Genomic DNA, 12,775 nt, shown 5'->3' on the forward strand with positions numbered 1-12,775 from the left:
AACGGCGTCTCGTGTCCCCCCGTTCGCCGCCTCTCGGTCGTCGCGACGTTCTCCGCACCACCGGGGCGGCCGCGCTCGCCGGACTGTCCGGGTGTCTCGGTCGTTCGGACCCACCGACGGCGTGGTCGCCCAACTCGCAGTCGTGGCCGCTCGAGGGCTACGACACGCGCAACACGCGACGGAACGTCCACGCCTCGCCACCAAGGGACCCGGTCGTCGAGTGGCGAGTCACCGACTCGACGGCCGAGTTCGAGACGCTCGTCGTCGCCGACGACGCCGTCTTCGTCGGAGGAACCAGCGTCCGGGCTTACGAGACGGACGAGAGTCTCCGATGGAAGCGGGACCGCGGTGCCGACGCGATAGGTTTCTTCGAGGGGACGCTCTACGTCGCAGACAACACAGACGGCGTCGCCGCACTCTCGCCGGAGGACGGAAGCGCGGCGTGGGTCGCCGACTTCGACATCAGACCCTACGGTATCCTCCCGACGACGGACCGCCTGTTCGTCGCCCTCCACAACCGACTCGTCTGTCTCGACGCCGAAACTGGTGAGACGCGCTGGTCACAGTGGGGGACGAACGGCGTCGGTCCGACCGGATTTGCCCTCGGCGACGCACTCTACACCGTCCAGACCGACTCCGCGGCGCGCCGGAGGCCACGGGAGTTCGTCGAGCGTCTCCGCGACGAACCGCCGAGCGCCGAGTGGAACACGACTCGCGGGATGGAGTTTCCACACGCGCCGACGGTCGGCGAAGAGGCACTGTTCGTCCCCGACGAGGCGTTCGGGAGCGACACCTCGGGCGGTGTCACCGCCGTCGACGTCGCAGACGGAACGGTCCGCTGGAACCGAGAACTCGGTGGCGATGCGCACGCACCCGCGCTCATCGACGACGCGGTAGTCGCAGGCGTCCATCGACCCGGTGGAGCCTACGAACTCGTCGCCCTCGACCGGCGTGACGGGGTGGTCCGCTGGCGGAGCGAACAGACGCACTGGGTCGGGTCGGTTGCCGTGACCGCCGACCGCATCGTCGCCGCGGGCGGTGCCGTCGACGGTGGTCTCGGTGGTGCGGTGTCTGCCTACGACTTCGACGGGAGCCACGAGTGGACCGTCGAGACGGCTGACGACGTGACGGCCGTCGTACCGGTCGGTAACCGCATCTACGCGAGTTCGCGGGCCGGCGAAGTGGTCGCACTCGGTGACAGATGAGAACGGAGACAGGAGAACGCCTCCTCAGAACGACGGCAGCACTTCGTCCTCGTAGAAGTCGAACAGCCGTTCTTGGTCGTCGCCGACCTGGTGGAAGTAGACGTGGTCGTACCCGGCGTCCTGGAACTCTTCGACGAGGTCGATGTGCGCCTGCGGGTCTTGGTCGGTGACGATGTTCCCCTCACGGATGTCCTCCTTCGAGACCATCTCTGCCGCCTGCTCGAAGTGCACGGGCGTCGGGAGGAGTTGGTTCAACTCGCCGGGGAGTGCCGACTGCCGCCAGTACTCGTGGGCGGTGTCGACCGCCTCGTCTTCCGACTCTGCGACGCAGACGGTCAGTTGGGCGAGTTTCGGTCCGTCGCCGCCGTTGGACTCGTAGGCGTCGACGAGGTCACCCTGCGGGCCGACCGACCAGAGGCCGTCGCCGAGGTCACCGGCGGCTTTCGCCGTCCCCTCACCGAACGCCGAGACGACGAGCGGCGGCAGTTTTTCTGGTAAAGTGAACAGTTTCGCGTTCTCGACGGTGAAGTGCTCGCCGTGGTGACTCACCTGCTCGCCGGTCCAGAGCGATCGGATGACGTCGATGGCCTCCGCGAGCATCTCCAGTCGGACCTCGTGTTCGGGCCAGTGCTCGCCGACGACGTGTTCGTTCAACTGCTCGCCCGTCCCCACGCCGAAGAAGAACTCCCGCCCGTCGAGCATCGCTGCCGTCGTCGCTGCGGCCTGTGCGACGTTGACGGGGTGGATGCGCATGATGGGACAGTTCACACCGACGCCGACGTCGACGCTGTCGGTGGCGTGCGCGACGGCGCCGAGGGTGTTCCAGACGAACGGTGACTCGCCCTGCGATTCGAGCCACGGGTGGAAGTGGTCCGAGACGGAGACGAAGTCGTAGCCTCGCTTCTCGGCTTCGACGGCGTAGTCGACGAGTTCGTTCGGGCCGAACTCCTCGCTCGACAGCGTGTATCCGAAGTCGGTCACGCGCGACGCCTCCGAACGGTTGTGGTCACTGTGAACATGACGAATCCCGGTTCAAGCGGTGAGATGATAAAGACGGGCCAGAACACTCATACCACCCGAATACGGCCGTCTTGACGGTTCTCTGTGGGACGCTAGAGGTGGTATAATCTCCCTGCACTTGCAACCCCAATCGTCACGCTCGAAGTGGCCGAACCGAACGGTGATGTCTCTCGCAAATCTCGACGTCGACGAGGAGACTCAACAGTGTATCGACAACTGCCAAACCGCGGTGCAGGTGACCGAGCACTGTGCCGACCAGTGTCTCGACGAAGACGGCGACATGACCGAGTGCATCCGTCTCTGTCGAGACGTCACCGAGATTGCGTCGACCCACGTCCGACTGATGGCGCGTGACTCGGCGTACAGCGGAGAAATCGCAAGCGTCTGCGCAGACGTCTGTGAGGCCTGTGCCGACGAGTGTGAGAACCACGACGACGACCACTGTCAAGCGTGCGCCGAAGCCCTCCGCGACTGCGTCGAGACGTGTCGACAGATGGCGTCCTAAGCAGCTAACAGTTCAGAAGAAATCCGAGAGGCCGGACTGGTCGTCGTCGGTCTCGGTCTCGTCTTCGACAGTTCCACCGTCAGCGTCGGCGACGGCCGCTTCGGCGTCGTCGATGTCGTCGACGTCGTCGCCGGCACCAACGTCGGCAGACGGTTCCGACTCGTCTTCGTGCTGAGAGTCCTCTTCGTCGGACGGCACTGCTCCCTCGAATGCACTCCCCGAATGTTCCTCCATCGCTTCGTCGCGAAGCGCCTGTGCGTCTTCGACGATGGACTCCACTTTGTTCGTCGACTCGCCGCTGCCCGTGACGAACGAGACGTGTTTCGCCTCCAACTCGTAGGCGGCGGCCATCGCGACGGTCAACTCCCGCGGCTTACAGTGGTGGGTCATCGTCGCGAGGAACGGAATCACGTCGCGTCGAGCGGTGTCCATACTGACGCCGCTCTGCTCGGCTATCTTCCGCGCGACGTAGTCGGCCGTCTTGTCCGAACTCGGCCAGAACTGCGGGCGGCCGAAGCGTGTCCACCCGCCTTTCGTCCCGTCGCGGGAGGCGGCGACGCCCGCCGCGAGGTTGTCGCCCGCGTAACGCCAGTAACTGTAGTTCTGGGTGGCACGCACCCGGCCCAGCCATCGGTCGGCGTTCGCGAGGAACTCGTACGCCCGCGCCAACTCCTCGCCCTCGTAGACCTTCGTGATGTTGCCCTCTATCCACTTCGTCAGGTCGTCGGGCGTCTCGTCGACGGCGTACGACGACTGAAGTGCGTCTCGTGGTTCCTGTTCTTTGAGCACGGCGTCGAGGAACGCGAAGATACCCATACTCCGGTCGCGCGACCCGGTGACGACGCTCTCGACGGTCACTTTCTCGTTGCCTTCTGCGGCCGCCTGCAAGTCGTTCACCGCACCCCGGAGGTCGCCGCCGTTCTCCTCGGCGATGCGCTGGAGCGCGTCCGAGTCGTACTCGACGCCTTCGCGTCGGCAGATGTCGCGGAGCACGGGGACGATAGAGCGCGCGGAGACGTCGCGGAACTCGATGTCCTGACAGGCCTTGCGAAGGCCGCGACTCATGTCGTAGAACTCGTTGGCGATGAGGACGATTGGCTGTTCGGACTGCTTGACCAGTTTCGTGATTGCCGACGCGCCGCCGCGGTCGTAGTTGCCGTGGATGTTGTCCGCCTCGTCGAGGACGACGAGTTGGCGGTTCTGCTGGCGGTCGGTCGCCTCGTCACCCGTCTTCTCGGCGGCTCCCGCGAGCGTGGCGTTCATCGCGGCACGACCGGCGAAGCGCTCGATGACGTCGCCCGTCCGTTTGTCCGAGGCGTTCAACTCGACCGTCTCCCACCCCATGTCGTTGGCGAGGGCGTGGGCGGCAGAGGTCTTTCCGATACCCGGACTCCCGTGCAGGATGACGGCTTTCCGGTGGTCGTCCCACGTCCGACCCCACTTGGCGAAGGCGTCGCGGGCCTTGTCGTTGCCGCGTACCTCCGAGAGGGTCGTCGGGCGGTATTTCTCCGTCCAATCCATTGCTGAGTAGTCAGCGCGTCTCGCGTTTAGTGGTTCCGGAGCGGTCGTCGCCGTCGGCGACGGACGTCTCTGGGACGGGGGTCGACCATTCGAGAACGGCGACGAGGAGATACCTCGCTCGTACTACACTTTTTGCACACGGAGACCGTAGCTCTCTACATGGAGGACACTCGCTCGGTCCAGATGAACGACGAAGAGCGCGACGAATTCCTCGGAAACGGCGGCACCGGCGTCGCCTCCTTCCCCCGCGAGGCCGACGAACCGCCGCACACTATCCCCGTCTCGTACGGCTACGACTCCGAGAGCGGCGACTTCTACTTTCGACTGGCGTTCAGCCCGGAGACGGAGAAAGCGGATATCGTCAGCGACCGAAAGCCCATCTCCTTCGTCACCTACGACGAGACGGACGCCGGATGGCGAAGCGTCGTCGTCAGTGGGATACTCCGAGAGGTGACCGAGGCCGCCATCGACTCGGCCGTCGTCACCGCGATGCGGCGGGTCCACATCCCGCTCGTCGACGTGTTCGACCGCAACCCGCGAGAGCTCGACTTCCGGTTCTTCCGACTCGACCCCGACGAACTGCACGGCAAGAAAGAGGCGCGAACCGAGTCCGACGGCGGCCGGTAGCGTCGGGTTCGGTTACTCTAAGAGCGACTCGCCCGTCATCGCGGCGGGTTTGTCGAGGCTCATGAGTTTGAGGAGCGTCGGCGCAAGGTCACAGAGCGACCCGCCGGAGCGAAGGCTTCGGCCGCCGTCGTCGCCCTCGGGGGTGACGTAGACGAGTGGCACCGGGTTGTAGGTGTGCGCCGTGTGCGGTTGCTCGGGCGTCCCCATGTCGTCGGCGTTACCGTGGTCGGCCGTGATGAGGACGTGGCCACCCGCGGTCTGAATCGCTTCGACGAGTCGGCCGAGTTGTTCGTCGACGGCTTCGACGGCGTCGACGGCGGCGTCGAAGTCGCCCGTGTGGCCGACCATGTCCGGGTTCGCGTAGTTCAACACGAGGAGGTCCGGGTCGTCGCTCTCGATGACGTCGATGGCCGTGTCGGTGAGTTCGACGGCGCTCATCTCAGGTGTCTCGTCGTAGGTGGGGACGTCCGGCGACTCGACGATGCGTCGAATCTCGCCGTCGAACTCCACCTCGCGGCCGCCGTTCAGGAAGTAAGTGACGTGGGCGTACTTCTCCGATTCGGCCAGTCGTAGCTGCGACATCCCGTGCTCGGAGACGACTTCGCCGAGCGTGTCCTTGGGTTGGTTCGGCGGGAAGGCGACGGGGAAATCGAACGTCTTGTCGTACTGGGTCATCGTCACCAGTCGGATTTCGGGGGGTTCGAGGTCGAACTCCCAGTCGGGTCGCGTGTTCGTGAGCAGGCGACAGAGCTGTCGGGCGCGGTCCGACCGGAAGTTGAAGAAGACGACGGCGTCGCCGTCGTCGAGCGCCGGGCCGCCCTCGACGAGCGTCGGTTCGACGAACTCGTCGGTGTCGTCGCGCTCGTAGGACTTGCGGACGGCGTCGACGGCAGAAGTGGCCTCGTACTCGGCCTCACGTTCGACGATGGCGTCGTAGGCGCGTTTCGTGCGCTCCCAGTTCTGGTCACGGTCCATCGCGTAGTAGCGTCCGGACACCGTCGCGACGTCGCCCGTCCCGTAGTCGGCGGCGACGCTTTCTAACTCTGCGAGGTAGTCTTCGCCACCGTGCGGGTCGGTGTCCCGTCCGTCAGTGAAGGCGTGCGTGACGGCTTCAACGCCGCGGTCTGCGGCGTGTTCGATGAGGGCGTGGAGATGCTCCTGGTCGGAGTGGACGCCACCGTCGGAGACGAGTCCCATGAAGTGGACGCGGCCGTCGTTGCCCTCGGCGTAGTCGAACGCCGAGTCGATGGCTTCGTTCTCGAAAAACGCGCCGTCGGAGGCGTCGCCCTCGTCGGCAGCCATCGTGCCGCGAGAGCGCTCGATGGCGTCGTTGATGCGTGTGTACGCCTGCATGACGACACGTCCCGACCCGATGTTGATGTGACCGACTTCGCTGTTGCCCATCTGGCCGTCCGGAAGCCCGACGCGACGTCCAGAGACGTCCAACTGGTTGTAGGCACCCGAGTCGGCTAACCGGTCGAAGTTCGGTGTGTCTGCGGCTTTGACTGCGTCTCGGCGGTCGTGGTCGCCGAGTCCCCAGCCGTCGAGGATAACGAGGGCAGCTCTCATGTGTCGACCATTCCGTGCCGTCACTAACTACCCTTCGCTTCGGGCAGTCGTCCAACCGTCACAGTCGACTTATCAACTTCCGCGACAGAGTGGTAAACCGAAACGATACGGATGGCACCCACTGACTCGAACCGACTCGCTTTCGGCGACCTCTCGCGGCGACAGCTACTGGCGACGCTCGGTGTGGCTGGTTCCGTCGGCGGCGTCGTCGCCGGACGGTCGCTCCTCGGTGAGAAGGCTGACAGCGAGGCGGAACCGCTCCAGACGACCGTCGCAGACGACGACACAGCCCGAAAGCTCGCCGAGCGACACGCACCGACGCTGTACTTCGACGCCCGCGAACGGTGGTTCCCGACCGACCCACGAGCGTTCACCACCGAGCGCGATGGAAGCCGTGTACTCGACGGGTTCGACGTCCTCGACGGCTACACCGTGGCATCCGAGGAGACCGAGGGTCCGCCGTCGCCGGCAGTCTGCTACCACGTCGTCGAGTATCCCGACACCGCACTCGCCGTCGTCCAGTACTGGTTCTACTCGGCGTTCGACCAGTTCACGACGAACTTCCACTGGCACGACTGGGAAGTGTTACACGTCTTCGTCGACACCGAGGCCGAAGCGCCAGTGCTCTACGTCGCCAGCGCCCACGCGACGTCGGTCCCGAACAACGAGTTTCTCGACCCGGAGACGATGCGCCCGAGTGTCATCTCGGAACTCGGCTCGCACTCTAGTGCACTCGGCGTCAACGACCGACGCGAGAGCTTCCAGCGCGTCGACCTCGACGGTCTCGTCGCCGACATCACGAATGGGCCGCTCGACTTCGCCAACCTCGGAGAACTCCCCGTCGCCTACGGACTCCCGCGCGACGAGGGGTTCACGCTCCCCTTCGTCGTCCCCGAACTCGACGGCGCGCCCGTGACCGAGCACGAACGCCTCCCGAACGTCGAACTCGGTGACTTACTCCCGCCGGAGGTCACGGTGCGGTCCTTCACAGACCTCGCGCGGCCGCCGGGTTCGTTGCCGGCGCGAGAGACCGGTCGGACGTTCGCCCCCGCTGGCGTCGAACTGACCGGCGAGGCTGCCGTCGACGCCGACACCGAGTACGAACTCGTCTCGCTCGACGACGTTCGAGATATCGAGGCGCTCACAGGGCCACAGCTGAGCTTCGAGTTCACGGTCCCGAAAGCGCTGGAGAACGCCGTCGCCAGCCACCTCACCGCCCCCGACCTGCCGTGGGAGCAACCGCGTTTCAGCGACCCGTCGCTCGACGTGACCGACCCGAGTCATCGAGGAGCGCTGCGGGACCGCTACGGTATCGACCATCCCAGCGCCGGTGACAGACTCGTCGGGATGATTCAGCAAGCCGTGCCTGCCGAAGACGCGCCTGACGGCGAAGGTATCGACACCGAACGACCGTCGATGGAAGCCGTCTGCTTGCTGGAGAGCGACCCCGTCGCCGTCCCTACGTGGAACGGCGTCGTCGCAGTCGAGGGTGTGCCCGAGGGCGAGCATCGACTGACGGTCAACGGTGCCGGTCTCGCGCCCTACACGGAGGGAGTGACCGCCGAACAGAGCGACGAACCGACGACGGTCGGTGTCGGCGGCGCGGTGACCGTCGTCGCCAACGAGGACGCCGTCCGTGTCCACGCCCAGAACGACGAGGAACTCGCCAACGTCCGTCTCGTCGACGACGTCGGCGGGCGCGTGTACGACGGGAAGCCACCGGGCGACGAGGGGTTCGCCGTCTACGTCCACCGCGGTGGTGCGTACACCGCGGAGGTGACCGACTCGGAAGGAGACACGGCCGCATACAGGGTCAACCCGAACGCCAGCGACACGTCCGTCGGACTCGGGACGATTCGAACCGGGAAAGCCTCGCTCGCCGCGTTCCTCGTCGACGTCCTCTCCGAGATGCGGACGGCCGTTCGAGCGGAGGCCACCGGAGAGACCACGCCCGGAAACGCCGAAGCGAACAGGAACGACAGCGACGTTGAGGAACGTGCAGACGCGACAGTGAGTGCGGAGAACGCGACGGTGACGGGCGAGACGAACACCACGAACACCACGAAGGCGAGCACGAACACGACGCTCGACGACACGTCGGCCTCGGTGGACGAGACCGTCACGACGGTAGTTGGGGAGACGGACGACTCTGTCGAGACAGTGACGAACGAGACGCGCAGTGACGCCGAAGACGTTGCTGACGACGCCACCGACGCTACCGCTACGGCCAACACCACCAACATCACCAACGCTACCAACACCACCAACACCACCGACGAGACGAGCGACGTGGTCTCCGAGACGACAGCGCAAGTCGGTGGCGCGCTCGGGTCGCTTCTCGACGCACTCGACCGGGCTATCGCGGCGGCCGAGGCGGCGCGAGACGCGGCGGATGCGGGGGACGCCGAGCGTGCAAACGAGTCGCTTCGAGCCCTCCAAGACCGTCTCGACGGGGTGGAACGCGCTCTCGACGGCGGGAGTCGTATCACCGGACAGACTCGTGGACTGGTCCGACGCCGTCTGCAGGTCGTACGGGAGCGCACGGAGACCGCACTAGAGACGCCAGTCTGAACACGGCCGATACCTCGACAGCTTTTACCCGGTCTCGGTCGACTGCCGGAACGAATGGACCTGTCGCGCCTGCTCTCTGACGACGTCATCGAAGAGTATCTCGGGTCTGGACCGACGCTCGTCTGGTTGCTCGTCGTCAACGCGACTGCCTTCCTCGTGGGGATTCGGTTCTACGTCGAGACGATGCCGTCGGTGCCGACGTTCCTCTGGCCACTGTACGGCGACTCGCCGACGGCGCTCGCGCTGGCGACACTCTCGTTCGCGACCCTCCTACCCGCACTCGGCGGGCGTGTTCTCGACTCGCCCATCAACCGACCGCTCACGTACCTCCACACGCTCTCGTTCGTCTGGTTGGTGAAGTACGGTCTCTGGACGTTCGTCGCACTCAACCTCCATCCGGAACTCTACTTCGGGTTCGACCAGCAGGCGCTCTACGACTACTGGTTCATCGTCGGGACACACCTGCTGTTCGTGCTCGAAGCGGTCGCCATCGCTCGCGTCGGGCGGACGACTCGCGGTGCACTCGGCTTCGCACTCGCGTTGCTCCTCGTGAACGACGTCTTCGACTACTGGTTCGGGTTCCATCCGCCCCTCCGCTACACACCCGGACTCCTGCTCGCAGTGGTCACCGTCGGTCTCAGCTTCGTCGCCGTCGCGTGTGCCGGTTTCGCGTTCGGTCCGACCGTCGCTCGAACAGAATAAACGGTTTTATGGGGTGCGTTCACCGCACGTGAACCGAACGAACGAAGCTCCACTTTTATATGCTCCTCCGATAAGGTGGAAGTATGCGAGTAGTGGCGGTCGTCTCTCTCCTCCTCGTCTGCAGTGTGTTGACTCCGTCGGCCGTCTTGGCCGAACCGGTTACGCCACTCGGAACGTCGGCGCTGGGTCCTGTCGACGTCGACCTCGGCAACGAGTCGGTCGCCGCCGTTCAGTCGTCGGAGAACGAATCGGGTGGGTCGGACCGCTCCAGTCAATCGAACCAATCGGGTGGCTCGTTCGGCCTCCAAGTCTCGTCGTTCGTCCAGTCGACGACAGCAGAGACGAACGGCGTCGTCGAAAACGAGATGTGGGAGGCGAACGTCAACCGCTCCGGTCGACCGACTGAGGTCACCCGACGCGTCGACCGGTTGGACCGGCGTGTGACGTCGCTCCGCGACCGACGACAGTCACTCACGAACGAATACGAGAACGGTACTCTCTCGACGCTCCGCTATCGGGCGCAACTCGCCCAGTTGAACGGCGAGCTCAACGCGCTGTCGGCGGCGGCGAGTTCGACCGAACGCGCAGCGACGCGGCTCAACGCGAATCCGCGCGGCCTCTCGGAGGTCCGCTCCGAGATTCAGCGTTCCAGAGCGGAGACACCGCCCCTCGGTCGACCCAACGACGCTCGCTCGAACAGCAGCAACGCGACCCGAGGAGGGCCGAACGACCGCTGGGAGCGAAACGCTAACAACCGCTCTTCGGAACGACCAGTACCCGAGGAGCGTGGTAGCGCCGACCAGGCCGGCGGACGCAACAGGTCCGGTGGCGGTCCTCCGAGCGACGAGACGGGTGCACAGGGCCAGCGGAACCGAGAGCGCAACGCAGACGACGCAAACGAGACGAGAGGGTCGGAGAACGCGAACGACGCAGCAAACCCGGGAAACGCGAACGACGAGAACGACACGAGAGGACAGGGTAACGAGAGACGACCGGACAACGCGAGAGAGTCGAGCGACGGCAGTTCCGGTTCCCCGTCGAACCCAGCAAGCAACGCTGATACTGACGCAAGTGCGTCCACCAACGACAGCGAAGCTGAACGGTCCGAAAGAGACCAGAACACCGAGAACACCGAGAACGCCAACGCCGCCGAGGATACGCGCGGCCAGTCGTCGAACGCCGGAAACGCTGCCGACGAGGAGAATGCGAAGAACCCCGAAAACGCAGGGGGCTCTGACACGTCAGCAAACGCTGGGAACGCCGGGAACGCAGCAAACGCCGGAAACTCGTCGAACTCAGAGGAGCGCGGGAAATCAGCGAACGGCGCCAACGAGAAACCGTTCTCGATAGGCTCCCGAGACCCTCCGTTCGAGTGTATCCGAGTTGAGTCAGCCTTTTGAGTTCCGGCAGCATACCTCTGTGTATATGGACTCTGCGGTACTGCTCGATCTCCTCGGGAACGAGAACCGCCGGCGAATACTCCGGCTTCTCTCACACAAGCCCTGTTACGTCACGGAGATCAGTGAGTATCTCAGTGTCAGTCCGAAGGCCGTCATCGACCACCTCCGAAAACTCGAAGAGGCCGGACTGGTCGAATCTCGGACAGACGACCAACGCCGCAAGTACTTCCACATCTCGCGGAACCTCCGCTTGGAGGTAAACGTCTCTCCGTACGGATTCGGTGCCAAGAGCGCGTATCCGGCGAGTCCGAGTCTCGACATGACCGGCCGCTGTCCACACGTCTCGCTCGATTCGACGCTCGGCTACGAGACTGACTCCGTCTCCGTCTCGGAACTCGCGACAGAACTGGGCCGTCTCGAAGAGCTAGAGAACGAACTCTCGCTCGCTCAACGGTGGGTCCACGGGCGAGTGACGGAAGTACTCGACCGACTGAACGACACTATCGGCGCCGACGCCGACAGTCGGTTCTACGCCGAACTCCTCGCGGCTATCGCCACAGGAGCCGACACGACGACAGAGATCAGCCGTGAAGTCGAGACGACAGAGGAAGTCGTCGAGGACGCACTGCTCCGACTGGCCGACCGAGGACTCGTGAAACGGCATCGTGACGGCTGGTCGGTTCTCTGAGACGTCTCGCTCTCATACCGCCTCTCGACTACTTTCGCCTCCAGAGTCGCGACTGCCGACTATCGGCTATCGACTGCCGACTCGAACTCGACCTCGTCGAGAGCAGCGCACGACCGAGAACGGTTCAGCGAGTGTGAGAACGCGTGCAGAACAGTCACATCCCCCTTCAGGTCACAGACTCACAGTCATTAGGTATCGTCGTTAAGTGTACAACTCCCCTGTCTTCAGGTGCGGTTCAGTAACACCGTGTTTGTGCTGAACTGTAAGGCATTCCGGTCGTAGACACCCAACACGGGTGTCTTCTCGACCTTCGAAAGAACACTGGCGAGCGACGCGACTGCGCTGTTTCTATGAGACGAGTCCGCTACGACGAGCGTGCCGTGACGAAGACGCGATTAGTCGATGTCGCGAGTCACACCGTCGCGGAGGTCACGGCCGAAGTAGTGACCGAGGACGACGACGAGCATCCCGGCGACGGCACCCCCACCGGCGATGGCGACGCCGTAGCGAGCGAGCAGGTCGGCGGCCACCGGGAGGAACGCCGACCCGAGCGTACTCAAGAGGAAGCCGAGACCGGAGGCCACGGCACCGGCCGCACCGACTTCGAGATATCGGCGACGACTCGCTACCAGACCGACGAGAAAGCCGACGGCGAACAGTCCGGCGAACCGACCGAAGAAGCCGATTATCGGAATCGCACCGCCGACGGCCATCCCGGCGACGGCCAGGAGGAGTGTCCCGAGGAACACTTTCACCGAGAACAGATTGCCGAGTCGGCGTCTGGTACCGGCCATTCGACCGTCGGAGGCACCTGCTGTAGAGTGGGCGGTGTCGGCGTCGGACGACGTGGAGGGTATCTCGTCGAGCGTCGACCGCGAGCGCTCGACTTCGTCACTACGCTGCATGGAGAGAGATGTGTTCGCCGAGGGTATGGCTCTTACCCCGAACGAATGGATTGAAGTCCGGT

General features: G+C 64.7%; 11 protein-coding genes. 7 read left to right on the plus strand and 4 right to left on the minus strand.

Features of this window, described 5'->3' with window-relative positions:
• Positions 1-11 precede the first annotated feature (11 nt).
• Complete coding sequence (locus tag BM083_RS05905; protein WP_177197550.1) at positions 12-1,205, plus strand: outer membrane protein assembly factor BamB family protein; 1,194 nt, start codon at positions 12-14, stop codon at positions 1,203-1,205.
• Positions 1,206-1,229: 24 nt separating this feature from the next.
• Here the strand turns inward: BM083_RS05905 and BM083_RS05910 are convergent, their stop codons facing one another.
• A complete protein-coding gene (locus BM083_RS05910) occupies positions 1,230-2,186 on the minus strand; it encodes a TIGR03557 family F420-dependent LLM class oxidoreductase (protein ID WP_089867037.1) in 957 nt (318 codons plus the stop codon).
• A gap of 202 nt (positions 2,187-2,388) precedes the next feature.
• On the opposite strand from BM083_RS05910, the gene BM083_RS05915 reads away from it, so the two are divergent.
• Entirely contained in the window at positions 2,389-2,730 is a 342-nt protein-coding gene (locus BM083_RS05915) for a four-helix bundle copper-binding protein (protein ID WP_089867040.1), read from the plus strand.
• 12 nt (positions 2,731-2,742) lie between these two features.
• Here BM083_RS05915 and BM083_RS05920 read toward each other — a convergent pair whose 3' ends face one another.
• Positions 2,743-4,251: a replication factor C large subunit gene (locus BM083_RS05920; protein WP_089867043.1), complete on the minus strand. Its 1,509-nt coding sequence runs from the start codon at positions 4,249-4,251 to the stop codon at positions 2,743-2,745.
• A 159-nt stretch (positions 4,252-4,410) separates the two neighbouring features.
• Between BM083_RS05920 and BM083_RS05925 the strand changes: the two genes are divergently transcribed.
• Complete coding sequence (locus tag BM083_RS05925) at positions 4,411-4,878, plus strand: pyridoxamine 5'-phosphate oxidase family protein (RefSeq protein WP_089867046.1); 468 nt, start codon at positions 4,411-4,413, stop codon at positions 4,876-4,878.
• Positions 4,879-4,890: 12 nt separating this feature from the next.
• Here the strand turns inward: BM083_RS05925 and gpmI are convergent, their stop codons facing one another.
• Positions 4,891-6,447 (minus strand): 2,3-bisphosphoglycerate-independent phosphoglycerate mutase, encoded by a 1,557-nt coding sequence (gpmI, locus tag BM083_RS05930; RefSeq protein WP_089867050.1) that lies wholly within the window; start codon positions 6,445-6,447, stop codon positions 4,891-4,893.
• Between the two features lie 111 nt (positions 6,448-6,558).
• On the opposite strand from gpmI, the gene BM083_RS05935 reads away from it, so the two are divergent.
• The 4 genes from BM083_RS05935 (at position 6,559) to BM083_RS05950 (ending at position 11,808) form a co-directional block, all read left to right on the plus strand.
• Positions 6,559-9,018, plus strand: coding sequence for a hypothetical protein (locus BM083_RS05935; RefSeq protein WP_143085684.1), 2,460 nt, complete (start codon positions 6,559-6,561; stop codon positions 9,016-9,018).
• A gap of 54 nt (positions 9,019-9,072) precedes the next feature.
• Positions 9,073-9,720: a DUF1405 domain-containing protein gene (locus BM083_RS05940; protein WP_089867053.1), complete on the plus strand. Its 648-nt coding sequence runs from the start codon at positions 9,073-9,075 to the stop codon at positions 9,718-9,720.
• A gap of 83 nt (positions 9,721-9,803) precedes the next feature.
• Entirely contained in the window at positions 9,804-11,120 is a 1,317-nt protein-coding gene (locus BM083_RS05945) for a DUF7096 domain-containing protein (protein ID WP_089867056.1), read from the plus strand.
• Positions 11,121-11,145: 25 nt separating this feature from the next.
• Positions 11,146-11,808: an ArsR/SmtB family transcription factor gene (locus BM083_RS05950; protein WP_089867059.1), complete on the plus strand. Its 663-nt coding sequence runs from the start codon at positions 11,146-11,148 to the stop codon at positions 11,806-11,808.
• A 395-nt stretch (positions 11,809-12,203) separates the two neighbouring features.
• On the opposite strand, the gene BM083_RS05955 is transcribed toward BM083_RS05950, so the two are convergent.
• Positions 12,204-12,713 (minus strand): hypothetical protein, encoded by a 510-nt coding sequence (locus tag BM083_RS05955; RefSeq protein ID WP_089867062.1) that lies wholly within the window; start codon positions 12,711-12,713, stop codon positions 12,204-12,206.
• Between the last annotated feature and the right edge of the window lie 62 nt (positions 12,714-12,775).

The organism is Halogranum rubrum, from assembly GCF_900114455.1.
Taxonomy (GTDB): Archaea; Halobacteriota; Halobacteria; order Halobacteriales; family Haloferacaceae; genus Halogranum; species Halogranum rubrum.